General features: G+C 60.4%; 22 protein-coding genes. 11 read left to right on the top strand and 11 right to left on the bottom strand.

The window, feature by feature from the left end:
- Positions 1-47: 47 nt before the first annotated feature.
- From VD17_RS30190 to VD17_RS30175, 4 genes are all read right to left on the bottom strand, one after another.
- Positions 48-476: a hypothetical protein gene (locus tag VD17_RS30190; RefSeq protein WP_046057027.1), complete on the bottom strand. Its 429-nt coding sequence runs from the start codon at positions 474-476 to the stop codon at positions 48-50.
- A 124-nt stretch (positions 477-600) separates the two neighbouring features.
- Positions 601-1,014: a VOC family protein gene (locus VD17_RS30185; protein ID WP_046057026.1), complete on the bottom strand. Its 414-nt coding sequence runs from the start codon at positions 1,012-1,014 to the stop codon at positions 601-603.
- 178 nt (positions 1,015-1,192) lie between these two features.
- On the bottom strand, positions 1,193-1,795 hold the full coding sequence (locus VD17_RS30180; RefSeq protein ID WP_046057025.1) for a TetR/AcrR family transcriptional regulator: 603 nt from the start codon (positions 1,793-1,795) through the stop codon (positions 1,193-1,195).
- Positions 1,782-2,633, bottom strand: coding sequence for a 3-hydroxybutyryl-CoA dehydrogenase (locus VD17_RS30175; RefSeq protein ID WP_046057024.1), 852 nt, complete (start codon positions 2,631-2,633; stop codon positions 1,782-1,784). Before VD17_RS30175 ends, VD17_RS30180 begins: the two co-directional genes overlap by 14 nt.
- A gap of 165 nt (positions 2,634-2,798) precedes the next feature.
- On the opposite strand from VD17_RS30175, the gene VD17_RS30170 reads away from it, so the two are divergent.
- Positions 2,799-3,818 (top strand): AraC family transcriptional regulator, encoded by a 1,020-nt coding sequence (locus VD17_RS30170; protein WP_046057028.1) that lies wholly within the window; start codon positions 2,799-2,801, stop codon positions 3,816-3,818.
- Entirely contained in the window at positions 3,815-5,629 is a 1,815-nt protein-coding gene (locus tag VD17_RS30165) for an ABC transporter ATP-binding protein (protein ID WP_046057023.1), read from the top strand. The genes VD17_RS30170 and VD17_RS30165 overlap by 4 nt, the downstream gene beginning before the upstream one ends.
- 3 nt (positions 5,630-5,632) lie before the next feature.
- On the opposite strand, the gene VD17_RS30160 is transcribed toward VD17_RS30165, so the two are convergent.
- Both VD17_RS30160 and VD17_RS32830 read right to left on the bottom strand, forming a co-directional pair.
- Positions 5,633-6,589 carry an alpha/beta hydrolase gene (locus tag VD17_RS30160; RefSeq protein ID WP_046057022.1) on the bottom strand — a complete coding sequence of 319 codons (957 nt, stop codon included), beginning with the start codon at positions 6,587-6,589 and terminating at the stop codon, positions 5,633-5,635.
- Positions 6,590-6,699: 110 nt separating this feature from the next.
- Positions 6,700-6,831, bottom strand: a complete 132-nt coding sequence (locus tag VD17_RS32830; RefSeq protein ID WP_259674617.1) for a hypothetical protein — start codon at positions 6,829-6,831, stop codon at positions 6,700-6,702.
- A gap of 312 nt (positions 6,832-7,143) precedes the next feature.
- Here VD17_RS32830 and rbsK point away from each other — a divergent pair, with 312 nt between their 5' ends.
- Genes rbsK through VD17_RS30145 form a run of 3 tightly spaced genes read left to right on the top strand, consistent with a single transcriptional unit; the run spans position 7,144 to position 10,511 of the window.
- The gene (rbsK, locus tag VD17_RS30155) at positions 7,144-8,070 is read left to right on the top strand and encodes a ribokinase (RefSeq protein ID WP_046057021.1); all 927 of its coding nucleotides are present in this window, start codon (positions 7,144-7,146) and stop codon (positions 8,068-8,070) included.
- A gap of 54 nt (positions 8,071-8,124) precedes the next feature.
- On the top strand, positions 8,125-9,456 hold the full coding sequence (fucP, locus tag VD17_RS30150) for an L-fucose:H+ symporter permease (protein ID WP_046057020.1): 1,332 nt from the start codon (positions 8,125-8,127) through the stop codon (positions 9,454-9,456).
- The gene (locus VD17_RS30145) at positions 9,453-10,511 is read left to right on the top strand and encodes an aldose 1-epimerase family protein (RefSeq protein WP_046057019.1); all 1,059 of its coding nucleotides are present in this window, start codon (positions 9,453-9,455) and stop codon (positions 10,509-10,511) included. The genes fucP and VD17_RS30145 overlap by 4 nt, the downstream gene beginning before the upstream one ends.
- On the opposite strand, the gene deoR is transcribed toward VD17_RS30145, so the two are convergent.
- The gene (deoR, locus tag VD17_RS30140) at positions 10,504-11,274 is read right to left on the bottom strand and encodes a DNA-binding transcriptional repressor DeoR (RefSeq protein WP_185753261.1); all 771 of its coding nucleotides are present in this window, start codon (positions 11,272-11,274) and stop codon (positions 10,504-10,506) included. The two genes, VD17_RS30145 and deoR, sit on opposite strands and share 8 nt — an antisense overlap.
- Positions 11,275-11,395: 121 nt before the next feature.
- On the opposite strand from deoR, the gene deoC reads away from it, so the two are divergent.
- Complete coding sequence (gene deoC, locus VD17_RS30135) at positions 11,396-12,079, top strand: deoxyribose-phosphate aldolase (protein ID WP_046057017.1); 684 nt, start codon at positions 11,396-11,398, stop codon at positions 12,077-12,079.
- On the opposite strand, the gene VD17_RS30130 is transcribed toward deoC, so the two are convergent.
- Together VD17_RS30130 and VD17_RS30125 are read right to left on the bottom strand one after the other, a co-directional pair.
- Positions 12,080-13,078, bottom strand: coding sequence for an NAD(P)H-quinone oxidoreductase (locus tag VD17_RS30130; protein ID WP_046057016.1), 999 nt, complete (start codon positions 13,076-13,078; stop codon positions 12,080-12,082). It abuts the gene before it with no gap.
- Between the two features lie 120 nt (positions 13,079-13,198).
- Complete coding sequence (locus tag VD17_RS30125; RefSeq protein ID WP_046057015.1) at positions 13,199-14,434, bottom strand: YbfB/YjiJ family MFS transporter; 1,236 nt, start codon at positions 14,432-14,434, stop codon at positions 13,199-13,201.
- A 111-nt stretch (positions 14,435-14,545) separates the two neighbouring features.
- On the opposite strand from VD17_RS30125, the gene VD17_RS30120 reads away from it, so the two are divergent.
- Positions 14,546-15,421 (top strand): LysR family transcriptional regulator, encoded by an 876-nt coding sequence (locus VD17_RS30120; RefSeq protein ID WP_046057014.1) that lies wholly within the window; start codon positions 14,546-14,548, stop codon positions 15,419-15,421.
- A gap of 107 nt (positions 15,422-15,528) precedes the next feature.
- On the opposite strand, the gene VD17_RS30115 is transcribed toward VD17_RS30120, so the two are convergent.
- On the bottom strand, positions 15,529-16,251 hold the full coding sequence (locus VD17_RS30115) for a pirin family protein (protein ID WP_046057013.1): 723 nt from the start codon (positions 16,249-16,251) through the stop codon (positions 15,529-15,531).
- 321 nt (positions 16,252-16,572) lie between these two features.
- On the opposite strand from VD17_RS30115, the gene VD17_RS30110 reads away from it, so the two are divergent.
- Positions 16,573-17,523 carry a GlxA family transcriptional regulator gene (locus VD17_RS30110; protein WP_046057012.1) on the top strand — a complete coding sequence of 317 codons (951 nt, stop codon included), beginning with the start codon at positions 16,573-16,575 and terminating at the stop codon, positions 17,521-17,523.
- 183 nt (positions 17,524-17,706) lie between these two features.
- A complete protein-coding gene (locus tag VD17_RS30105) occupies positions 17,707-19,191 on the top strand; it encodes an ATP-binding protein (protein WP_046057011.1) in 1,485 nt (494 codons plus the stop codon).
- Here the strand turns inward: VD17_RS30105 and VD17_RS30100 are convergent.
- The gene (locus VD17_RS30100; RefSeq protein WP_046057010.1) at positions 19,156-22,008 is read right to left on the bottom strand and encodes an ATP-binding protein; all 2,853 of its coding nucleotides are present in this window, start codon (positions 22,006-22,008) and stop codon (positions 19,156-19,158) included. The two genes, VD17_RS30105 and VD17_RS30100, sit on opposite strands and share 36 nt — an antisense overlap.
- A 410-nt stretch (positions 22,009-22,418) precedes the next feature.
- On the opposite strand from VD17_RS30100, the gene VD17_RS30095 reads away from it, so the two are divergent.
- Positions 22,419-22,994, top strand: a complete 576-nt coding sequence (locus VD17_RS30095; protein ID WP_046057009.1) for a flavodoxin family protein — start codon at positions 22,419-22,421, stop codon at positions 22,992-22,994.
- Between the two features lie 31 nt (positions 22,995-23,025).
- On the top strand, positions 23,026-23,850 hold the full coding sequence (locus tag VD17_RS30090; protein WP_046057008.1) for an alpha/beta fold hydrolase: 825 nt from the start codon (positions 23,026-23,028) through the stop codon (positions 23,848-23,850).
- Positions 23,851-23,920: the final 70 nt, after the last annotated feature.

Raw genomic sequence — 23,920 nt, 5'->3', positions numbered from 1 at the left:
ATGCAGGTAGGGGTTTTGTTTCGTCCGCAGGAAAGTGCGAACGGACATTACCGGTACTTGATCACAATCCCTTTGAGTTTCCGACCTTCGATGGTTTTTACGTCGCGAGCCCACAGTGGGCCGTTGACATAGGCGCCCACCGGTTGGATATGGTCGTAGACCACCACCACGGCATCGCCGCCGAGCTTGGCGGACTCTTGGCGTAGTTTCTCTTCTACCTGAGTGATGGGAGGAGCAGGCTCGACGCTGGCATCGATGACCACCTCACCCAATCGGACGTGAGGGCGAAGAGGCTCGGTGCGCAGCACCACGACTTCGCTCGCGAGCGTCGGCGCGGGATGCTCGACGCCCACATAGGCAGTGGTCTGGGCGTCGACGGTGGCGCACCCACTCAGCGCGAGCAGAGTGGCGGTGAGTCCTCCGGCCAGCAGTGACAGTTTGAAACGAGTGGACCAAGGCACGTCATGGGCAGGCATAGTGGGGTTCCTCCGAACAATCCGCTGCTGTACGAGGTAGCGTGTTGACGGTAGCAGACGGTCCGGCAGTTGCCAGAAGCCCAACCTTTTCAGGTTGGGCTTTTTCATGCCTTGAGAAAGTGGTTCATTGATCCTTTTCGCAATTCACCATCCACGACACACCAAACCGATCAACCAGCATGCCGAAGCGAGCCGCCCAGAACGTCGTTTCCAGTGGCATTTCAACCTTGCCGCCGTCCGACAACGCAGAAAACACCCGTTCAGCCTCCGCAATGCTGTCGACATTCAGTGAAATCGAGCAACCGCTCATTTCGTCAGTAGGGCGATCAGGGGTTGTGTCCGAGCCCATGATCGCCTGATCGCCCACCAGCAGGCGGGTGTGGATGATCAAGTTGTGGTAGTCCGCCGGAAAGTGCTCGCGCGCGGGGCTTTCGCCGAAGGTCATCATGACTTCGATTTGACCTGGCAGGCTTTGGGAATAGAAGGTGAAGGCGGCTTTGCAATCGCCGTTGAAGATCAGATAGGGATTGATTTTCATGCTTTGCTCCCGGTTACGAAGAGGCGAAGAGAGGCCGAATTCACCTCAGGCTCCGCAGTGATTAGGCTCCCATTAGCAAAGCGTTAGATGTCGTGATTGGCGGGAATTGTTTAGATGTTTTTTCTATTGAGGCGACGTGGCTTATTGCTTCCGGCGCCTAGGTGTCGATCCACTGTCCTCAAGCTACTGCGCGTGGACCCGAGGGGCGCAGCAAACGCTCGATGGCACCGCTGACTAGGTTTTCCAGCAGCTCATCTCGCTCCGCTTCACTAAGCGTGTGCTGCGCCAACCAGCCGGGCGCGCTGTTGAGTAAGTTTGCGATTGCATGTCCGGCAGCCAGCAGACCCTGTTCACTGAAGCGGGATCGGGCCCCGAGCATCAGCAGCAATTTGCGCTCGTATTGCTCGCGCAGCTGCCGAACCCGCTCCTGTTGCTCTTCATTCAGGCAGCCGCTGTCACGCTCTGCCAGACGAAAATGCCAGGGCATCTCCTGATGCAGGTTCAAATGCGCTCGGATCAGGGCATGGAGTTTGTCACGTTTCGCCGGGGCCTTTTGCTCGATCCGCCCCAAGGTTGCCAGCAGCTCTTCGTAAAACTCCTCGATCAGGTCGAGCAGCAAGTGCTGCTTGCTGGGGTAATGGTGATACAACGAGCCGGGAGCGAGCCCCAGGCAGGTCGCGAGCTCACGCATGCCGACCTGTCCGAAACCCTTGCAGGCGAACAGCTCCAGCACCTTGTCCCGGTACTCGGCAAAGCGCGAGCAACGCTCAGGCATAGGCATGGAAGCCACGCCCCGTTTTGCGCCCCAGGTAACCCGCGGCGACCATTTCCTTGAGCAGTGGAGCAGGGCGGTACTTGCTGTCGTTGAAGCCGTCGTAGAAGGCTTCGAGGATCGCCAGCACGGTGTCCAGGCCGATCAGGTCCGCCAACGCCAACGGCCCGATCGGCTGATTGCAACCCAGGCGCATGCCGGCGTCGATATCTTCGGCGCTGGCCAGGCCTTCCTGAAACACCAGGATCGCTTCGTTGATCATCGGCACCAGAATCCGGTTGACCACGAAGCCCGGACGGTTGCCCGCAGTGATCGCGGTTTTACCGAGCGTGGTCGCCATGTCCAGCGCCAGGGCGTGGGTGGCGTCGCTGGTTTGCAAACCGCGAATCACCTCGATCAGGCCCATCACCGGCACCGGGTTGAAGAAGTGCAGACCGATGAAGCGCTCAGGCTGGCTCACGCTGGCAGCGAGTTGGGTGATGGACAGCGAAGACGTGTTGGAGGCAATCACGCAATCGTCGCTGACCTGCGCGGCGATCTGTTGCAGCACGCGCAGTTTCAGCTCGAGGTTTTCGGTCGCGGCTTCGATCACCAGTTGCACGTTCTGCAGGCTGCTGTAATCGGTACTGGTGCGGATCTTGTCGAGGGCGGCGAGTTTTTGCTCTTGCGTCAGCGTTTCCTTGGCAACCTGTCGATCGAGGTTTTTACTGACGGTTGCGACGGCCTTTTGCAGGGCGCTCTCGGAGATGTCGAGCAAGGTCACGTTAAAACCGGCCAAGGCGCAGACTTGCGCAATGCCATTGCCCATGGTGCCTGCGCCGATCACGCCAATGTTTTGCAGATTCATGTTCTGTCCTTCCGATCAAATCCCGCGATACCTTGGCCGCCAGAGTGGCCGAAGGCGTACTATTGGCCGCGAGTCTAGAGCCGGCAGGGCGGTTGTCCTATGCCGAAACTGTTCAACGGCATTGGTGTTTTTTGCCATTCGGGTGATGGGGAGAGAAGCGTTCACATGCGGGAAAAGGACTCGGTTTCCGCCTACTTCGTGCAGGCAATGATCCATGGGCTGGGAAACAATCCGCAACGTCAGAGGGCTGCGCTTGAACAGGCTGGCATCGACCCTGCGTTGATGGAGCAGCCTACTGCGCGTGTGCCGGCGAGTGCGTTTGCCGCGTTGTGGTTGATTCAGATACGCGAGCTCAACGATGAGTTCTTCGGGCTCGACTCCCATGGCATGCCGCCGGGCGCTTTCGCCCTGATCTGCCGGGCATTGATTCAGGAACCTGACCTGCACAAAGCCATGCGCCAGTGCCTGGCCAATTTCGCGCTGTTCCTCCGTGACTTTCGCGGCACGCTGACGGTGCGCGGCAAGCGTGCGGTGATCAGCTTACAAAACCACTCGCCAAACAGCGACGTCAGTCGTTTGGGCGAGGAGACTTTTCTGGTGTTGATGATCAGCCTGCTCTGCTGGCTGGGTGGCCGGCGCATCCCCATCGATCGCGCAGACTTTCGCCACCAGCGTGTGTCGCTCAGCGATGACCGTCTACTCTGGGGGCCGAACCTGACCTTTGGTGCCGAGCGTACCGAAATCGAATTCGCCAGCCACTATTTGCGTCTGCCGGTGGTTCAGGATCTGGCATCCCTGAAAGTGTTTTTGCGCACTGCGCCGCAATGGCTGGTGATCCGTTTTCGCAATCAACACGGCCTGGCGTCGCAGGTCCATCAGCGCCTGCGTAACAGCCATTACAGCCAATGGCCGACCTTGCAGGCCTTCGCCCTGGAACAGCACCTGAGCCCCAGCACCTTCCGCCGTAAGCTCGAACGGGAAGGGTGTTCGTACCAGGAGATCAAGGACGAGGTGCGCCGTGGCGTTGCCTTCGAACAGCTGCGCCAGAGTCGAGCGAGCATCAGCGACATTGCCGAGCAGCTTGGCTTTCAGGAACCGAGTGCGTTCCATCGGGCGTTCAAGAAGTGGACGGGAGAAAGTCCGGGACGGTATCGGGCGAGGTATCAGGGGGAGCTCTCGGAGTGAACCCTGTTCTTGATCGCTTCACCGCCTTAATCGACCAGGCGAGACGCGCGTTGCTGCTGGTCTGGGCAACGTCTCGCGGACTGTTTCTGGGATTGGTGCTGGCGACGCTGATTGCCGGTGTACTCCCGGCGCTGGCCGCCTGGTTGGGCCAACGCATTGTCGATGCCGTTGTCACCGCCATGCAGTTGCACGCGCAACAGGGCAGTGCGCCGTTGTGGCCGGTCGTGCGTTATGTGCTGTTTGAAGCGGGCGTGCTCGCGTTGCTGTCCGGGACTCAGCGGGCGCTGTCGGTCCAGCAATCGCTGTTGCGGGTGCAGTTGGGGCAGAAGGTCAACACGATGATTCTGGAGAAGGCCCAGACGTTATCGCTGGTGCAGTTCGAGAACTCCGAGTTCTACGACAAACTGGTTCGGGTGCGCCGCGAGGCTTCAACCCGGCCGTTGGCGCTGGTGATGAAGTCGTTGGGGTTGATTCAGAATCTGATCGTGTTGATCAGCTTCGGCGTGTTGCTGGTGCATTTCTCGCCCTGGGCGCTGGTGCTGCTGGTGGTCGGTGCACTACCGGTATTCTTCGCCGAAGCACATTTTTCCGGTGATGCTTTCAGACTGTTCACTCGCCGCGCGCCGGAGAGTCGGCAACAGAGTTACATCGAGACGCTGCTCTCTCACGAGGGCTACATCAAAGAGGTCAAACTGTTCGGCTTCGCGCCGCTGCTATTGAAGCGTTATCGCGAGACGTTCGCGCGGCTCTACGCCGAAGACCGGCGCCTGACATTGCGTCGGGATGGCTGGGGATTTGTCCTCGGTCTACTGGGCACCGGCGCGTTTTATCTGGCGTATGCCTGGGTGGTGGTCGATACCGTCCATGGCAATATCAGCCTCGGTCAGATGACCATGTACCTGGTGTTGTTCAAGCAGGGGCAGACGGCGGTGAGCAGCAGCTTGAGCGCCATCAGCGGTCTCTACGAGGATGGCCTTTACCTCTCCAGTCTTTATGAATACCTGGCCGAGCCTGTTGTGGCGGATACCGGCAACCTCACCGTGGGCGCGGTCCCCGGCGATGGCCTGCGTTTCGAGAACGTCGGTTTCCGTTATCCGGGAGCCAGTCGCGCCGCGCTGGAAGGCATCGATCTGCACCTTGTGCCCGGCCACAGTGTGGCGCTGGTGGGGGAGAACGGTTCGGGCAAGACCACGCTGATCAAATTGCTGACGCGCCTGTACCGTCCTGATCAGGGCCGTATCCTGCTGGACGGTAGCGATCTGCAAGCGTGGGAAGAAGACACGCTACGGCGGCGCATCGGGGTGATTTTTCAGGACTACATCCGCTACCAATTCTCCGTCGGCGAGAACATCGGCGTCGGTGACACCCTGGCGTTCAACGATGAACAGCGCTGGCAGGAGGCCGCCGCCGAGGGCATGGCCGCACCCTTTATCGAAGGGTTGGATCGAGGGTATGCGACGCAATTGGGGCGGTGGTTTGCTGGCGGCCAGGAGCTGTCCGGCGGGCAATGGCAGAAGATCGCGTTGTCGCGCGCCTACATGCGGCGCAACGCCGATATCCTGATTCTCGATGAGCCGACCTCGGCACTCGACCCGGCGGCGGAAGCGGCGGTATTCGAGCACTTCAGTGAACACACCGAAGGCCGGATGACGTTGCTGATCTCCCACCGGTTTTCCAGCGTGCGCAATGCAGACCACATCATTGTGCTGGACCAGGGAGCGATTCTTGAGCGGGGTGATCACGACAATCTGGTGGCCGCGGGCGGGCGCTATGCGCAGTTGTTTGATTTGCAGGCCCGCGGTTACCGATAGCGCTCAAGACTCCCGAGAAACCCGAGTTACCGTCGGCCCGGCCATTTGTGTTGGTTTTGTTTTCATCAAACCGTCGAGTGCCTGGCGATACAGGGTACCGCCCAGGCTCATGCTGTTGTTGTGCGTACCACCGGGCACCAACAACAGGTGCTTGGGTTCGTTGGCGGCATTGAACAGCTGCTGGCTGAACCGCGATGGCATGAACGGGTCGGCCAGGCCATGGACCACCAGCAACGGCATGTTGATGTCGACGATCTTGTCGATGGAATCGAATTTCTGCGACAGCAGCCAGCGCACCGGCAACCATTTCACTGGCAGGTTGCTGTCGGCCACTTGCGCCACGGCATCGCCCAGCGAGGTGAACGTGGATTCGATCACCAGACCGCGCACCGGCACCACGCCATGGTCCTTTTTCGCCTGCGCGGCCAAGTCTGCCGCCAGGTCGATCGCCACCGCGCCACCGAGGGAGTGGCCGTAGATCAGGCGCTTGCTGGCGTCCGGTTGCATCTTGGTGAAGCGCTCCCAGGCGGCTCTCGCGTCTTCGTAAACACTGGCTTCCGACGGCAGATCCCCCTTGCTCTGGCCAAACCCGCGGTAGTCGATGGCCAGCACCGAATAGCCCATGGCGCGCAATTGCTCGATGCGGAACGCCTGGCCCGTCAGGTTCCAGCGCACGCCATGCAGGTAGAGGATCGACGGCGCATCGCTGCGCGCGGCCGGCCACCACCAGGCATGCAGGTTTTGCCCGGCCTTGAAGCCGGCGGACTTGATGTCGAATTCCTGAACGTCCTGCGGCAGACCGCGATACCAACCAGCGTTGCCCGGCTCAATCCGAAACAGCAGCTCGCGCTCTGTGTACTTGAGCACACCGCAGCTCACCGGCAAGCCGACGATCAGCACGGCCATGCACAACAGCGGCAGCCAGCGTCGGCCCAAGCGGCTCATCAAATTCGAAAACATGCAGGGCCCTGAGGATGAACAGGAAAGTTTGGGTTTTAACAGAAGCGTGGGGAGGGTGGGGATAAATTCGACAGTCGTATGAAGGGCCCGGCGCAGTGCCGGGCGATGACTTACTGGCAACTGCCACCTTTATGGTGCGAGCCGGTGCCGCCGACGGGGTGGGTGCCTTTTGGGCATGCCTGAGCCATCAATGGACTGGTGCAAAGAATAGCGAGCAGGGTAAGCAGAGATAGTTTTTTCATGGATCCTCCGTGATAGCCACGACGCGTGGTGTCTAAATGATATCACTTTGTCCCGGTTTCGGCGGTGCCGCTTGGGGCCTCATCGCGAGCAGGCTCACTCCTACATTGGAATGCGTCCCCCCCTGTGGGAGCGAGCCTGCTCGCGATGGCGTCATTCCTGCCCACCCATCTTCAAAGCCATGCGCAAAGCCACTCGTCTTTGCTTCAGAGCCCACTCAACAAAAAGATTGAATAATCACACGAAATGTTATTTAAATAACAAAACAACAACGCCAGCGTCAGTCTGGCAAGCCCTATCAAGGTGGGTTAGCAATGAGCAAGATCGCAGTCATCGGCAGCAACATGGTGGATTTGATCACCTATATCGATCGCATGCCGGCCCAGGGTGAGACGCTCGAAGCGCCGGGGTTTGCCCTCGGTTGTGGCGGCAAGGGCGCCAATCAGGCGGTTGCCGCCGCCAAGCTTGGGGCGGATGTGTTGATGCTCACCAAGGTCGGTGACGACCTGTTTGCCGACAACACCCTGGCCAACTTCCAGCGCTTTGGCATCGACAGCCGTTACGTGCAGCGCGTGCCCGGCGTGTCCAGCGGGGTGGCGCCGATCTTCGTTCAGGCTGACTCGCACAACAGCATCCTCATCGTCAAAGGCGCCAACGCACATCTGCTCCCGGCAGATATCGACGCCGCCGCGCAGGCGTTGCGCGAGTGTTCGCTGATCGTTCTGCAGCTCGAAATCAACGTCGACACCGTTTACTACGCCATCGAGTTTGGCCGTACGCACAACATTCCGGTGCTGCTCAACCCGGCGCCGGCCTTGTCAGGCCTGAGCCGTGAACACCTGGCGCAACTGGATTTCCTGGTGCCCAACGAGTCCGAGCTGGCGTTGATTACGGGCCAGACCGTGGACTCGCCGGAGTCGGCCCATAAGGCCGCCCAGACATTGGTTGCCAGCGGTATCCGCCACGTCATCGTGACCCTCGGCCAGCAAGGTGCGCTGTATGTCGGCGAGGAGGGCGAGTTTCAGATTCCCGGCCTGTCTGTTGCCGCACGCGACACCACCGGGGCAGGAGACGCCTTCATCGGTTGCTTCATTCATCACTGGAGTCGCGACCGCGATATCCGCGCCGCCATGACCCAGGCCGTGGCGTATTCCGCCTGCTCGGTCACGGGCCTGGGCACCCAGACGTCCTACCCGGACGCCCACGCATTCGCTGAATTTCAGCGCAGCCTCGACGCCTGACGTTGAGGTGATTCAACCGCTCCAACATCCCGAAGCTCACCACGGAGAACAACAATGACAACACCTCCGCTCCAACAGACGCCCGATGGTTTCTATCTGAACCGCACGCCCTGGTTCGCCTTCATTTTGCTGTGCAGCATTTTTGCGCTGTGGGCGGCGGCCGCGAGCATGAACGACGTGCTCATCGCGCATTTCAAGAAGGCTTTTCTGCTCAGCGATTTCCAGACGGCGTTCGTGCAGTCGGCGTTTTATCTGGGCTATTTCTTCGTGGCGATTCCGGCCGCACTGGTGGTCCGCCGTTTCAGCTACAAGACCACCATCCTGATCGGCCTGATGCTGTACATGTTCGGTTGTCTGCTGTTCTTCCCGGCGGCATCGACCGCCAAGTACGGCATGTTCCTGCTCGCACTGTTTGTGATTGCGGCGGGGCTGTCATTCCTCGAGACCGCCTGCAACACCTACTCGACATTGATGGGCCCGCGTGAAACCGGCACCCGTCGCCTGAATATTTCCCAGACTTTCCATCCGTTCGGTGCGATGGCCGGGGTGTATGTCGGCAGCTTTGTGATGTTCAAGGACACCGACGCGACCCGCGAGCAACTCACGCAAATGAGCGCCTCGGACGCGGCGATCCAGCAGCTGCAAATGATCCAGTCCACGTTGCTGCCGTACAAATGGATGATCGCAGTGCTGGTGTTGATGTTCATCCTGATCGCCATCACCCGGTTTCCCGCGTGCAAAGGCAATCAACCGAGCAGCAAGAAAACCGCCAGCCTCGGCCAGAGCCTGTCGCGGCTGTGGCGCAACAAGCGCTTCACCTTTGGTGTGCTGGCGCAGTTTCTGTACGTGGGGGCCCAGGTCGGTGTGTGGAGTTTCACCATCCGTTTGGCCATGCAATTGGGCGGCATGAACGAGCGCAGTGCCTCGTGGTTTCTGCTGACGACGTTTGCCGCGTACTTTGTCGGTAAACTGATCGCCAACGTGCTGATGCGCAAACTGCACCCGGCCAAGGTCTTGGCGGTGTACGGCGTGCTGTGCATCGCGTTGCTGGCGTACACCATTCTGGTGCCGAACATCACCGCGGTGTACGCAGCTGTTGGCGTGAGCGTGTTCCTCGGTCCGTGCTGGCCGACCATCTACGGCCTGACGATTGACGGCCTGGGCGAAGACACCGGCGTCGGCGGTTCGCTGCTGGTGATGAGTATTGTCGGTGGCGGGGTGATTCCGATCTTCCAGGGGCTGCTGTCTGACTACAGCGGCGGCAACATGCAACTGGCCTATAGCGTGCCGCTGCTGTGCTTCATCGTGATCGTGATGTACGCGGTGCGTTGCCTGCGTCATTCCGACAGCGAACGGGCACCGGTGGGTGCGGTGGTCGCGTCATGAATACGCGGATCAATCTTCATCCGTCGCAGTTCGGCGAGGCGCGCAAAACTTTGCTGGAATCCGAGGCCTTCACCGTCAGCGCCTGGGTCAACCCGAGTGGCGTGCTGGCCGTGGAATTGGCCAACACTCGCGGCAGTCTCGTGGTGCTGCCGTATCAGGGCCAGATGATTTGGTCCGCCGTGTTCGACGGTTGCGACCTGACCATGCGCAACCTGTTCAGCCAGCCCAAACCCAGCCCGACGGTGATCGGCACCTACGGCTGCTTCATGTTCCACAGTGGCCTGCTACGTAATGGATGCCCGAGCCCCGAGGACGATCATCCGTTACACGGTGAGATGCCTTGCGCGGCGATGGATCGCGCCTGGCTGGAGGTCGGTGAGGACAGCGTCGGCCAATACCTGCGATTGGGTGGCGAGTACGAATACGTGCAGGGTTTTGGTGACCGTTATCGGGCGAGCCCGAGCGTGACTTTACGTGCTGACTCCGGGCTGTTCGACATCGCCATGCAGGTGACCAATCTCGCGGGCAAACCGATGGACCTGATGTACATGGCGCACATGAATTACGCCTATGTCGAAGGCGCTCGTTTCATCGAGCCCTTGGGTTTCGAACGTGTGCGCCTGCGCACGAGCGTGCCGGCCCATGTGAAACCGACACCGGCCTGGAGTCGTTACATGGATGAGTTGGCGTCTGCGCCGGAACAGCTCCAGTGCCTGGATCGACCCGCGCTCTACGATCCCGAGATCGTGTTTTTCTTCGACGACGTGCGGGCGGACGACAGCGGCCATGCGCATTTTCTGCTGAGCCATCCGGACGGCGCGGCGTTCTACACCCGCTACCGCCCCGATCAATTCGAGCATGCCGCGCGCTGGATCTTGCACAACGCCGATCAACACGTGGCGGCGTTCGTGCTGCCGGCCACGTGCGAACCGGAAGGCTATCGCGCCGAGTCTGCCAAGGGCCATGTGCGTTCGCTGGCAGCAGGGGCGACGGCTGATTTCAGCGTCACCACCGGCTACCTGAATGCAGTGGAACAACAGGCCCTGATCAGATGATCAACTGCGCGCCGCTAGCAGTAATGGCGTCGCGATAGGTCTTGGGGATTTTCTTGTCGCTGACCACGAACTGAAAGTCTTCAAGGTTGGCGAAGTGCGCGGTGCGCACCGTGTCGAACTTGCTGTGGTCGGCCAGTAGCAACCGCTGTTGTGCCTGACGCATGACCTTCTGCTTGACCTCCACTTCATTGAAGTTGAAGCAGGTCACGCCGAAGTCCTGGCTGATGCCGGCAGCGGAGACGAAGGCCCAGGTCAGGCGCACGCTGTCGAGGATGCCGGTTTCGCTCTGATTCTCGAACACCTGGTTCTTGCGGTGGAACGTGCCGCCGCACAGCACGATGTGGCAGTTGGGCTTTTGCGAGAGTTTGAGCAGCACGTTCAGGGAGTTGCACACGGCCGTGAACTCGAGTTCGTCGGGGATGAAATCAACCACGAAAGGCGTGGTGGTGCCGCAGTCGAAGAACACCGTGTCGCCCGGCTGGATAAACCCGGCGGCGAGTTTGCCGATGCGGCGTTTTTCTTCGACGTGGCGGGTGTCCTGTTCGGCCACGCGGTAATCGCCGGGCTCGCTGCCGTCGTGAATTTTCGTGATGTAGCCACCGAGCAGCCGCAGGTGGTCGGTGTATTTGCTCAGGTCGCGGCGCAGGGTCATCTCGGACACGTCCAGCAATGCCGCCATCTCGCGCAGATGAATGGCGCTCTGGTCTTGCAGGGCTTGTTGAATCAGCTTGAGACGCTCGGCTTTTTTACTGTCCACAGGCATTCCGGGGTTGATTGTTGATGTTATTTAAGTAACATTATTTGTTAGATTTGTAACGTTTTTGCGCGAATCATCCTCGATTGTGGCGCAGGGGCATTTGAATATACAAACAGGAGTTTTTGCGATGGCACACCTCGAACCCCAAGCGTTGGCGCAGTACATCGATCATACCTTGCTGGCGCCCGATGCTTCCCGCGAGCAAATCGCAACGCTGTGCCGCGAAGCCGTAGAACACGGCTTCTATTCGGTGTGCGTGAATTCGGGGCAGGTCCCTCATGCCGCTCAATGCCTCGCAGGGCAACGCGTCAATATCTGCGCGGTGGTCGGCTTCCCGCTGGGGGCCGGACTGAGCGAGACCAAAGCCTTCGAAGCCGAGCGGGCGATTGCCGCCGGTGCCGGGGAGGTCGACATGGTGTTGAACATTGGCGGGTTGAAAGACGGTTCGTTCGATCTGGTGCGGGACGACATCGCCCAGGTCAAACAGGCCTGCGGCAGTGTGCCGCTGAAAGTCATTCTGGAAAACTGCCTGCTGACCGATGCCGAAAAGGTGAAGGCTTGCGAAATTTGCCGTGATTTGAATGTCGCTTTCGTCAAAACATCGACCGGTTTCAGTCGCAGCGGCGCCACCGTGGAAGATGTCGCCCTGATGCGCCGCACCGTTGGCGCGGTCATCGGGGTCAAGGCTTCCGGTGGCGTACGCGATTACCCGACCGCACTGGCGATGATCGAGGCCGGTGCCACGCGACTGGGCACCAGCTCGGGCATCGCGATCATCAGCGGCGCCAAGGCTGCGGGTGAGGGGTACTGATCAGTCCACTTTCAACACAATTTTGCCAATGTGATCGCCGGCTTCCATCCGTGCATGGGCCAGCGCCGCGTCGGTGTAGGCATAGACCTTGTCGATCATCGGCAAGCAACGGCCGGCAGCGAGTACCGGCCAGACGTACTCGCGCAACTGTTCGGCGATCGAGGCTTTTTCTTCACGGGTGCGCGCACGCATCAGTGAGCCAGTGATCGTCGCGCGTTTGCTCATGATCCCCAGCAGGTCGACGTCGTTGGCGCGTGCGCCGCCGAGAAACCCCAGCATCACCAGTCGGCCCTCCATGCCCAGCGCCGCGATATTCTGGTTCAGGTACGAACCACCCATGATGTCGAGGATGACATTGACGCCCTTGCCGGCGGTTCTTTCCTGGATGACCTGGACGAAGTCCTGATCGCGGTAGTTGATCGCCTCGGCACCCAGCTGACGGATCGCCGCGCATTTTTCTTCACTGCCCGCCGTGGCGAACGCCTTGATGCCGAATTCGCGACACAACATCAACGCGGTGGTGCCGATGCCGCTGGTGCCGCCGTGAATCAACGCGCGCTGGCCTTTGCTGGCGCCGCCCATGTCGAACAGGTTGGCCCACACCGTGAAAAAGGTTTCTGGCACCGCCGCGGCGTGCACCCAATCCATCCCTTCAGGAATCGGCAGCATCTGGCTGGCCGGTGCAACGCAATACTGTGCGTAACCGCCGCCGTTGGTCAGCGCACAGACGTTGTCGCCGACGATGAATTCGCTGACACCTGCGCCGATGGCTACCACTTCACCGGCCACTTCCAGGCCGGGAATCGGACTCATGCCGGGTTTCATCGGGTACTTGCCGGCGCGTTGAATCACGTCGGGGCGGTTGACCCCGGCAGCGTGCACGCGAATCAGCACTTCGCCTGCACCGGCGGTTGGAACCGGTTCCTGGCGTGGCTTTAAAACCTCCGGGCCGCCGGGTTCGGTGATTTCAATCAGGGTCATGGTTTGGGGCAGATTCATGTCGGCGTCCTGTTGTGAAAGTCATCTGTAAATGGGATCGCATAAGTGAACGAATGATTCAGTCCAATGCACTGATCCCTGTGGGAGCGAGCCTGCTCGCGAAAGCGGTGTATCAGTCACCTACTGTGTTGAATGTGATGCCGTCTTCGCGAGCAGGCTCGCTCCCACAGTGGATCTGTTCAGCAAACGCATGGCCGGTTCCAGTAACAGTGCGACCACAATGGCGCCGGCTGCAATGACAAACAACAACGCGTGATCGCCGCCGCTGGCGTTGAACAACGCCGAATACGCAAACCCGGCGATGGCCTGAAACGTGGCGAACGAAACCGTCGCGCGGCTCCAGGCAGTCTGCTGCTGATGATGCTGCGGGATCAGTTCGTGAACCCGTGCCAATGCCAGTGGGACGATGCCCGGCGGGAATGAGCCGAGGATCACCGCCAGCAAGGCCAGCACTGCAAAAGAACTCGATATCGAAAGCAGGCCGACGGCAATCGCTTGCACCACCAGCACCAGCCGAATGCTTTGTTTCGCGCCCAGTTGATCGGCCAGAAAGCCATAACTCACCGGCCCGATAATCGCGCCAACGCCATACATCACCCAGATCAGTGCACCGATGTGCGAGCCGGCACCGAGCCCGCGGGCCACGTAATCCACCAGGAACACCATCGCTGGCACGAGTCCGGCGGCCATGAACGCGTATTGGGCGAACAACAGGTACACGCGCGAGTCGGTCGGTGTCGACGAAGTGTTGTCCAGTGCCGTGGCGGTCGCGTGGTGCGAGTCTGATGGCCAGCCGAACCAGCTCGCAGCGGTCAGCAGCAGCGAAAGAAGACCAAGACCAAACCAGGTTTGTTGCAAGCCAAGGCTCAGCAACGGTGGAACAATCGTTCCCGACCCGGCAATGCCCAGGCCGATGCCCAGAAAAATCGCACCGCTGGCCAGGCCTCTGCGGGATGCCGGCACATGGGGCAGCACCGTGGCAGCCACCAGCACCATGATTGCGCCACCGGCAACGCCCGACAACAGGCGCCAGCCGAAGAACCAGCTCACCGACAACGGAAAACCACAGGCGAAAAACGACAAGGTGACGGCAAGCATCATCAGACGCAGGGCCGTTGTATTGGAGGTACGTTGGGCCAAAGGGCGGCCGATCAGTGCGCCGATCAGATAGCCGACCAGGTTGGCGGCACCGAGGTAGACCACGTCGCTGGCGGAAAACCAGCGCGCCTGGATCAATGATGGAATCAACGGCGTGTAAGCAAAGCGCGCCAGGCCGATGCTGACCAGGCTGGCGCAGAGGCCGGCGAAGATCGGCAGCCAAATCGCGTTGCGCGGGGTGGGCGAGGTGCTGTGCATGATGACGGTCCTGTGGGTTTTGCTGGCCTCCAGCCTATCGTGGTTTATTGGTGCAATAATGCAGCGATTTTTCGTTAGAGTGATGCATATATGCATCGGCAGGAGAGCCGTATGAATTGGGACGACGCGCGGGTGTTTCTGGCGGTGTGCCGAGAGTCGACGCTAAGGGGCGCGGCGCGAGTGTTGGGTGTCGATCAGGCCACGGTCGGCCGGCGGATCACGGCGCTGGAAAAGTCCTTGAGTGCCACGCTATTCCTGCGCACCTCCGAGGGATATGCGTTGACGGCTGTCGGCGAAGCCGCGTTGCGGGCGGTCGAAAAAATGGAGCATTCAGCACTCGAACTGGAGCGCCGGATTCAAGGCCTCGACGATCGACTGACCGGGCTCGTAAGGGTCAGCACCACGGACTCCCTGGCCATCGACTTCCTGATCCCAGCGATTGCTCGTCTGCATCAACAGCACCCCGATGTGCGCGTGCAACTGGACGCTTCGACGCAGATTCTCAGCCTGTCCAAACGCGAAGCCGATATCGCCGTGCGCAATACCCGGCCGGACAACCCGGACCTGATCGCCCGGCGCATCGCCCGCTGGCCGGTGGGCCTTTTCGCGTCTCAAGCGTATGTCGATGCCCACGGTTCGCCCGAGCCGGGCTCGGCGTTTGAGGGGCATGATCTGGTGGTGTATCAGCCGTATCTGCAAGGCAACAAAGACATGACGTTGGTCTCGGAACCGCTGGGTCGCGGGCGCATTGTTTCAAGCCTGAGTTCCAGCCTGCTGGTGCGCCGATCCATTGCCGCGGGGATCGGGCTCGGGGAAATTCCGGTGTACATGGGGGAGAGGGACGGGTTGGTCAGGCTATGGCCGGAACGCACGCGACCAGTGCCGTATGACGTATGGCTGGTGACGCATGCGGACTTGCGGCATACCGCCCGGGTTCGGGCGGTGATCGATGAAATTGTCGCGGTGTTTTCAGGGACGGGGGAATGAAAGTCAAAAGATCGCAGCCTCGTTTCACTCGACAGCTCCTACAGGTGTACGCAAATCCCTGTAGGAGCTGTCGAGTAAAACGAGGCTGCGATCTCGTGATCTAAGCTTTACGGCATTTCCGGCAGCTCTTGCGGCCGCAGGTCAAACACCAATACCTCGGCATTCGCGCCATTGCTCAACGTCAGCACCTGTTCATCGCGAACCCGGACGCCATCGCCTTCCTGCAACGGCACGCCGTTGAGCTCGACGCTGCCACGGGCCACATGCACATAGGCATAGCGGTTTGCGGCCAATTCCAGAGTGGCGCTTTCCTTACCGTCGATGAGCGCGGCATACACCCGTGCATCCTGACGCACCTTCAGCGAACCCTTCGCCCCGTCGGGGGAGATGATCAGTTGCAGACGGCCGCGTTTCTTCTGCGTGCTGAAATGCTCTTGCTGATAACGCGGTTTGGCGCCGCTGACTTGCGGCACGATCCAGATTTGCAGGAAGTGCACCGGCCGGGTGGTCGAGTGGTTGTATTCGCTGTGCGCCACGCCGCTGCCGGCGCTCATCAATTGCACGTCACCGGGGCGGATCACCGAGCCGGTGCCCAGGGTGTCTTTGTGTTCCAAAGCACCTTCGAGCACATAAGAGAAAATCTCCATGTCGCGGTGCGGGTGCTGGCCGAAACCTTTACCGGCGGCAACCCGGTCATCGTTGATCACCAGCAGGTCGGAAAAACCCTGCTCTTTCGGGTTGCGATAATTGGCGAAGGAAAAGGTATGGAACGACTTCAACCAACCGTGATTAGCCGCGCCGCGATCGGAAGCTTTGCGAAGGGTCAGCATGATGAAATCTCCTGTGAGGACGTTGATTCGTCCGAGTGAGGAGAAGATTAATGGTTATCGGTGGGTGCAATAAGTAGGTGGAAATTGAAATACTGTCGCGTTCAGGTTGACAGTTATGTGTGCGCGCCACACTTGGCCATAATGCACGGCATCTCTTATCTGCCGAACACCAAACCCCTGTGGGAGCGAGCCTGCTCGCGATAGCGGTGTATCAGTCTCCCACAATGCTGAATGTGACACCGCAATCGCGAGCAGGCTCGCTCCCACAAAGGGTTTGGGTTTGGCAGATGGACTTTCTTATGACTTCAGTGATTTGAACCCATGAAAACCGTGGCTATGGTGTTGTTTCCGGACTTTCTCCTGCTGGACATGGCAGGCCCGATGGAAGTGTTTTCCATCGCCAATCGATATCTGGCAGCGGATGATCGTTACGAACTGTCGACCATCGGCACCGAACATGGCGCACTGCGAGCCTCCAACGGCGTCAGCGTCCAGGCCGATTTGCACATCGATCAGGCGGATCGGGCGTTTGACCTGTTGCTGGTGCCGGGCGGTCCGGGTGCCTACAACGAAAAACATCCACCGTTGTTGTGTTGGCTCAAAGCCGCGGTCGGTCGCGCCGAACGATACGGCTCGATCTGCACCGGCGCGTTTGTGCTGGGGCATGCCGGTTTGCTGGACGGTTATCGCGTGACCACCCACTGGCATTACACCGAACGACTGATCAAAGGCTTCCCGAAGGCCACCGTCGAGACCGATCAGATTTACGTGCAGGACCGCAACCTCATCACCTCCGGCGGCGTCACTGCCGGCATCGACCTGGCACTGTCGGTGGTCGCAGAAGACCATGGCAAGAAAGTCGCCCAGGACGTGGCCAAGGTCTTGCTGGTGGTCATGAAGCGGCAGGGTGGGCAGGCGCAGTTCAGCCCGTTGATGGCCGCTGTTGCACCGCAGGAAACGCCGATCACTCGCGTGCAGAACTATGTGCTCGAACACCTCGATGAAGCATTCAGCATCGAGCGCATGGCCAGCCTAGCGAACATGAGTGCGCGGCACTTCGCCCGGATGTTTGCTCGGGAGGTGAACATGACGCCCATGGAATTTCTGCAAAGTGCACGCATCGACAGCGCCCGGAGTCTGCTGGAAACCAGCGACTTGCCGCTCAAGACAGTGGCGTTCAAAAGTGGCTTCGGCAGCGTGCGGCACATGCGTTTTCTGTTCAGTGAAAAGCTTGGTTTGACGCCGACTCAATACCGCGAACAGTTCAGCTAGAGCGTTCTTGTCCGTTGTGCGCACCGTGATGGCTGTGACGCTCCCATCATGGTCGTTGTACGGTCACTGATGCCTGCCAAGATACCCTGAACTCTTTGCAATGGAGGTGCGGGAGCCTGGAAGGCGGGTGCAAGGGATGTTGCTGCACTGTGAGCCGGGTCAGGTTTCAGCACGTGAATGTGCATGAACAGCCTCAGAGATTTAAACAGCGATGCGGTGCTGCAATTCGGCCCCTATGCATTTCACCTGCGGCAACGGCTGATCCTTGACGGTGATCGACCGCTGCGCATGGGCGGCCGGGCACTGGATATCCTCCAGGTGCTGGTCGAGCGCGCCGGCAACGTGGTCAGCAAGGACGAACTGATTGCTCACGTCTGGCCGACTTCGGTGGTCGAGGAAATCAACCTGCGCGTGCACATTGCGGCCCTGCGTCGGGCGCTTGGCGACGGGCAGAATGGTCAGCGCTACATCGTCAACATTCCCCAACGCGGTTATAGCTTTATCGCCCCGGTGCAGCCTGCGTCCGCGGGCGAGCAGGTCTTGATCGAGACCGTTCAAAAACATCAGCACAACCTGCCTGCACGACTCACGCCGGTGACCGGCCGGGATTCGATAGTTGGCAGTCTCGTCCGGCAGTTGCCGGTTCGGCGTCTCATGACGCTGGTCGGCCCCGGCGGCGTCGGCAAGACCACGGTGGCGTTGCGTGTCGCCGAACTGCTGTTGCAGCACTATGAAGATGGCGTGTGGCTGATTGATTTCGCGGCGATCGATGACCCCGCGCGAGTGGTCGATTATCTGACCCAGACCCTTGAACGGGAGATCGGCACGACGCTGGACGGGCTGGCAAGCCGGCACACGTTGCTGGTGCTCGACAACTGCGATCACCTGCTGGAACAGTGCCGAACCCTGGTCGAGGGTTTGCTGATGTCGGCACCTCGGTTGTCGATTCTGGTGACCAGCCGCGAGCCTTTGCAGGCGGCAGAAGAAACGGTCCAGCGTCTGCCATCTCTGACGGTGCCGCCCGTGTCGGCGTTGCGCAGTGTCGCCGAAGCCATGGGGTATTCGGCGGTGCAACTGTTCGTCAGTCGTGCCCGAACCCGTCAACAAGGGTTTGCCTTGCGCGAACAAGACCTCCAGGCGGTCCGTGAAATCTGTCGGCGGCTCGATGGGTTGCCACTGGCCATTGAACTGGCAGCGGCGCAGATCCACGCGCTGGCGTTGGTGGGCTTGCAAGCGCAACTGGACAACTGTTTTCAATTGCTGACCCTGGGCCGGCGCACCGCTGTGCCTCGGCATCAAACGCTCAAGGCGGCTCTGGACTGGAGCTATGAGCGGTTGAGCCTGCTGGAACAGACGCTGTTGCAGCGTCTGTCGGTGTTCAAGATGTCCTTTACCCTCGAGGCAGCTATGGGCGTGAGCAGTTGCGAGGTGCTCAAGCCGGATCAACTGGCGGCACTGGTGGAACGGTTGGTGGCCAAGTCGTTGCTCTCAATGGATCAGATCAATGGAACAACCCGCTACCGCTTTCTCAACACGACGCGCGCGTATGCGCAGGAGAAGCTTGAACACAGCGGTCATCTACGTGTGCTCGAGCGGCGTTACTCACAGTACATCAGCCGGGGGCAATGGGTCTCAGGTGGGCAATTGCCCATGGAGCTCGTCGAGTAACCGCCGGACTTTGCGCAGGTCCGGCGTTGCGAACCCCTCGGTGAACCGGTTGTAGATCGGCGCCAGCAGCTCATGGGCTTGCTGATACAGGCCCTGACGCTGCCAGAGTTGCGCCAGTGAGGTAGCGCTGCGCAGTTCCCAGGCCAGGGCGCCCTGATGCCTGGCCACATTCAACGCCCGAACCAATACTTCTTCGGCCGCTTTGCTTTTGTGGGAGCGAGCCTGCTCGCGAAAGCGCTCGCTCGGGCAACACAGCTCTAGCGGATTATCGTCAGCCATCAGTGCTTCGGCCTTGGCGCGCAATATCTCCGCCGTGCTCCATCCCGCCATCCCCGTATCGGCCCGTTGCAGCAAGGCGTCATCTACAAAACCGCTGTCCAGCGTGACCATGATTTCCCCGATCAGCCCCACCCCCGGTTGATCGGGCAACGACGCCTCATCACGATCAATCACCTGTGCATAGTGCCGAGCCCACGAATAGAACAGCAGCACCGAGTGTTTCTGCGCTTGCTCCAGCAGCAGGCGCAAGAGATCGCGAGCGGTCTGGCGGTCGCCGTTGTAGTGGGCGATCAGGCACCCGGCCAGCGCCAGGGTGTAGCAGATCGACGTGCCGTGGTTGATCTGGATCGCAATGTCCAGCGCTTGCCGGGCGGTGCGCCAGGCTTGTTCCGGTTGCCCCTGCAACCAGAGGATGCGCGCCAGAATCGTCAGGGCGGCAACGCTCTGGTCGTATTGCACGCCAAAACCGTGGGTGAAGCGGTTGAGGTGGCCGCTCTGGGCCATGCGCTGAATGACCTCTTCGGCGTTCTCCCGAGCCAGTTGCTGATTGCCGGCAAAGTGCAGGGCCAGTACGCGCAAGCGGTGGGTGCTCAATGACAAGACGGCGTCGCCATGGCCCCCCAAACGGTCGAATAGCAGGCTCTGCTCCAGCGCCATTTGATAGTGGCCGCAACTGAGGTTGACCGCCATGTGCCCGGACACCGCCCGCAGCTGACCGGCCATGTCATTGTTGTGTTTGGCCAGGGTCCTGGCACTGACGAAGGCTTCGATGGTTTCGGCGGTGCCGCCCTGGGTGTGATAGCAGGAGCTGCCGAGGGCGAGCTTGAGCATCATTTGCAGACGAGGGCAGGGCTTGGGCGCCGCCTCGAGCAACGCCAGCGCCTTGCGCACGTACACGCCGTGCTCCTTGAGCAGCGACAATTCCTGCCAGAGTGGCGTGGACGTCGCGGCCAGGCGTATCGCCAATGCCTGCGGCCCTTGTGCGTTCAAGCCCCAGTCGAGGGCCGAACGAATGTCTTCCAGACTGCGGGCATAACGCTCGATCCACGTGCTTGTCGGGATCAGCTCCCACTCGTGCTGGGCTTGCTTCATCAACGCCAGGCAGCGTTCGGCGTGACGTTTGCGGGTATCGGGCAGGTCGGCGGCCTGGTCGAGTTTTTCCAGGGCATAGCTGCGGGTGGTGTCGAGCAATCGGTAGAACACCTCTTCGTCACCCACCTCCACGTTCAGCAGCGATTTGGCCACCAGTTGCGTGATCGAGCCAAACACTGCCTGCGGTTCGATGTGTTCGCCGACGATCACCGCCGCCGCCGATTCCAGGGTGAATCCGCCTCTGAACACACCCAGTCGGCGCAGACAGGTTTGTTCGCAGGCACTCAGCAGTTCGAAGCTCCAGTCCAGCGTGGCACGCAGGGTTTGGTGTCGGCCCAACGTGGTCTGACAACCCTGGGTGAGCAGGCGAAAACTGCCTTGGAGTTGGGTCAGCAATCCGCTTAATCCGAGGCCGCTGACTTGCGCGGCCGCTAATTCGATCGCCAGTGGAATACCGTCCAGACGCCGGCAGATTTCAATCGCCAGCGGCAACTCGTCATCGGTCAGTTCGAAGCTGTCGTGGCTGGCCATCGCGCGTTCGACGAACAATTGCAGGGCGGAAAATGTAAGGGCCTGAGCGCGGTCTGGTACGGCGATGGGGGGAGGGCAGTCCAGCGACTCCAGGCGCTGAACACATTCACCTTCGGCCCGCAGGCTCTCACGGCTGGTGGCCAGAATGTGCACCTCTGGCGCGGCGCGCAGGATGCTCTCGCTCAGCAATGCGATGGCGTCGATCAGGTGTTCGCAGTTGTCGATCACCAGCAGCATCTGGCGGTCGCGCAAGAACGCGGCGAGGCCGCTCATCGGCTCGGCGTCGTGCAAGGACAGTTCGAGCAATGTCGCCAGGTGAACGGTGATCATCGACGGATCGCTGATCGGCGCCAGGTCCAGCAGACGAATGCCATCCCGGTAGCGCCCGATCAGTTGTTCGGCGACACGCAGGGCCACGGTGGTCTTGCCGATCCCGCCGGGGCCGACCAGGGTAATGAAACGCTGGCGTGACAGCTTGACCATCAGGTTATCGACGAGGGACTGGCGACCGATCATGCGGGTTCGACGAACGGGCAGGTTGTGACCGCTCGGCGCGGGCACTTCGCTCCCTGGAGGGTGCTCGATGTGCTCCAGCGAATAGGGCGCCACAAAGCTGTACCCGCGCTGCGCCACGGTGACGATGTAACGCTGGCCGGCCTGGCCGTCACCGAGGGCCTTGCGCAATGCGGCCATGTGCACCCGCAGGTTGATGTCTTCCACCACGCTGTTGGGCCAGACCCCGGCGATCAGCGTTTGTTTGCTGACCACCTTCCCGGCGTGTTCCAAAAGGATCAACAGAATGTCCATGGCGCGCCGACCCAGGCGCAGGGGCTGGTCGGCCTCCATGACCAGACGTTGTCCGGGGTAGATCCGGTAGGGGCCGAAATGGATGGCTTGTTCGGGGGGAAGGGTCAACGTGTCACTCCTGCTTGCCGCCGACTGATACGCGGTTTTCGAGCATATTCGTCAGGTTTTTACGGCAGCGCAATGCGCTGGCCGGATGACTCTGCAATGTCCGCCTGGACCGCTGGTTTGCGACTACAGTTCATGAGTTCCGTATTTATTGGGCGCAATGGTCTTGAAGGTATCGCTGAGGCATTTGGCGCACCAGGGAAAATTAACAACGTTTAACTCGTCCTGCGTCTGGTCTACGCCCAAAACTCTGCATCTTCAACGGCCACCGGTCTGTGGGAGCGAGCCTGCTCGCGAAGGCGGCGGCACATTCAACATCGTTAGTGACTGATGCAACGCTTTCGCGAGCAGGCTCGCTCCCACACGGGGCTGTCGTGTAACAAAGGGATTAACCACGTCAAGAGGACGCCGGAATGAGCAACGTGGTGGTGGTCTATCACAGTGGCTATGGGCACACCCGCGTCATGGCTGAAGCCGTGGCCCAAGGTGTGGAAAGGCACTTGGGAAGTACCTGCCAGCTGATTTCGGTCGAGGACGTGGACCGGCACTGGGACCATTTGCACAACGCCGACGCGATCATCTTCGGCGCGCCGACCTACATGGGCAGCGCCTCGGCACCCTTCAAGGGGTTCATGGAAGCCACGGCGGCGTTCTATCTGGCTCAACCCTGGCGCGACAAACTGGCGGCCGGTTTCACCAATTCCGGCTGCCTGTGTGGAGACAAACTCAACACTTTGCTGCAGATGGCAGTGTTCGCCGCGCAGCATTCAATGATCTGGGTCGGCCTCGACCTGCTGCCGGCGCGTTCGAGCACGGGCGTGTTCGATGGGCAAATGAATCGCCTGGGCAGCTCGCTCGGCGCCATGGCGCAGTCGAATCTCGAACAGTCCCCCGAATGCGCACCGCCTCCCGAAGACCGCTGCACCGCCGCGCATCTGGGCGAGCGAGTGGCGCGGCTGGCTGAACGCATGAGCCACTCACCGGTTTGATTCACCCCAACCCTCGCTAAGGAGACATCGCATGAGTAAGTTCACGACCCGAGACGGCACCGAGATTTATTACAAGGACTGGGGCACCGGTCAGCCTGTTGTCTTCAGCCACGGCTGGCCGTTGAACGCCGACAGCTGGGAGTCGCAAATGATCTTCCTGGCCTCCAAAGGCTACCGGGTGATCGCCCATGATCGCCGCGGTCATGGCCGCTCCAGCCAGCCATGGACCGGCAACGACATGGACACCTACGCCGATGACCTGGCGCAGTTGATCGAGTTATTGGATCTGCAAAACGTCGTGCTGTTCGGCTTCTCCACCGGCGGCGGCGAAGTGGCGCGCTACATTGGTCGTCACGGCACCGGGCGCGTGGCCAAGGCCGGGCTGATTTCTTCGGTGCCGCCGCTGATGCTCAAGACGGAAGCCAACCCCGGGGGCCTGCCGATCGAAGTGTTTGACGGCATCCGCGAGGCATCCCTGGCCGACCGTTCGCAGCTTTACATCGACCTCGCCAGCGGTCCGTTCTTCGGCTTCAATAAACCGGACGCCCAGTCATCTCAGGGCATGATCGACTGGTTCTGGATGCAAGGCATGACCTCCGGCCACAAGAACGCTTATGACTGCATCAAGGCGTTCTCCGAAACCGACTTCACCGAAGACCTGAAGAAGTTCGACATACCGACGCTGGTGGTGCATGGCGATGCTGACCAGGTGGTGCCGATCGAAGCGGCGGGCATTGCGTCTGTAAAACTGGTGAAAGGATCTACGTTGAAGATCTACCCCGGCGCTCCCCATGGCTTGACGGATACCCACAAGGATCAGCTCAACGCTGATCTGTTGGCGTTTTTGAAGGACTAGGCCCCCTCGATCCTAGGCCATGGAAACTCTGTAGCAGCTGTCGAGCCCCAGCGAGGCTGCGTTCGGCTGC

Origin of the sequence: Pseudomonas fluorescens (genome assembly GCF_000968015.1) — a bacterium.
Taxonomy (GTDB): domain Bacteria; phylum Pseudomonadota; class Gammaproteobacteria; order Pseudomonadales; family Pseudomonadaceae; genus Aquipseudomonas; species Aquipseudomonas fluorescens_W.
Note: the sequence above shows the minus strand (reverse complement) of the source record. Positions and strands in the feature narration are given on the sequence as shown.

Excerpts from the sequence above, each read along its gene's own strand:
- VD17_RS30190 (WP_046057027.1), bottom strand. The coding sequence starts at position 476 with ATGCCTGCCCATGACGTGCCTTGGTCCACTCGTTTCAAACTGTCACTG.
- VD17_RS30185 (WP_046057026.1), bottom strand. The coding sequence starts at position 1,014 with ATGAAAATCAATCCCTATCTGATCTTCAACGGCGATTGCAAAGCCGCC.
- VD17_RS30180 (WP_046057025.1), bottom strand. The coding sequence starts at position 1,795 with ATGCCTATGCCTGAGCGTTGCTCGCGCTTTGCCGAGTACCGGGACAAG.
- VD17_RS30175 (WP_046057024.1), bottom strand. The coding sequence starts at position 2,633 with ATGAATCTGCAAAACATTGGCGTGATCGGCGCAGGCACCATGGGCAAT.
- VD17_RS30170 (WP_046057028.1), top strand. The coding sequence starts at position 2,799 with ATGCGGGAAAAGGACTCGGTTTCCGCCTACTTCGTGCAGGCAATGATC.
- VD17_RS30160 (WP_046057022.1), bottom strand. The coding sequence starts at position 6,589 with ATGTTTTCGAATTTGATGAGCCGCTTGGGCCGACGCTGGCTGCCGCTG.
- VD17_RS32830 (WP_259674617.1), bottom strand. The coding sequence starts at position 6,831 with ATGAAAAAACTATCTCTGCTTACCCTGCTCGCTATTCTTTGCACCAGT.
- rbsK (WP_046057021.1), top strand. The coding sequence starts at position 7,144 with ATGAGCAAGATCGCAGTCATCGGCAGCAACATGGTGGATTTGATCACC.
- fucP (WP_046057020.1), top strand. The coding sequence starts at position 8,125 with ATGACAACACCTCCGCTCCAACAGACGCCCGATGGTTTCTATCTGAAC.
- VD17_RS30145 (WP_046057019.1), top strand. The coding sequence starts at position 9,453 with ATGAATACGCGGATCAATCTTCATCCGTCGCAGTTCGGCGAGGCGCGC.
- deoR (WP_185753261.1), bottom strand. The coding sequence starts at position 11,274 with ATGCCTGTGGACAGTAAAAAAGCCGAGCGTCTCAAGCTGATTCAACAA.
- deoC (WP_046057017.1), top strand. The coding sequence starts at position 11,396 with ATGGCACACCTCGAACCCCAAGCGTTGGCGCAGTACATCGATCATACC.
- VD17_RS30130 (WP_046057016.1), bottom strand. The coding sequence starts at position 13,078 with ATGAATCTGCCCCAAACCATGACCCTGATTGAAATCACCGAACCCGGC.
- VD17_RS30125 (WP_046057015.1), bottom strand. The coding sequence starts at position 14,434 with ATGCACAGCACCTCGCCCACCCCGCGCAACGCGATTTGGCTGCCGATC.
- VD17_RS30120 (WP_046057014.1), top strand. The coding sequence starts at position 14,546 with ATGAATTGGGACGACGCGCGGGTGTTTCTGGCGGTGTGCCGAGAGTCG.
- VD17_RS30115 (WP_046057013.1), bottom strand. The coding sequence starts at position 16,251 with ATGCTGACCCTTCGCAAAGCTTCCGATCGCGGCGCGGCTAATCACGGT.
- VD17_RS30110 (WP_046057012.1), top strand. The coding sequence starts at position 16,573 with ATGAAAACCGTGGCTATGGTGTTGTTTCCGGACTTTCTCCTGCTGGAC.
- VD17_RS30105 (WP_046057011.1), top strand. The coding sequence starts at position 17,707 with ATGAACAGCCTCAGAGATTTAAACAGCGATGCGGTGCTGCAATTCGGC.
- VD17_RS30095 (WP_046057009.1), top strand. The coding sequence starts at position 22,419 with ATGAGCAACGTGGTGGTGGTCTATCACAGTGGCTATGGGCACACCCGC.
- VD17_RS30090 (WP_046057008.1), top strand. The coding sequence starts at position 23,026 with ATGAGTAAGTTCACGACCCGAGACGGCACCGAGATTTATTACAAGGAC.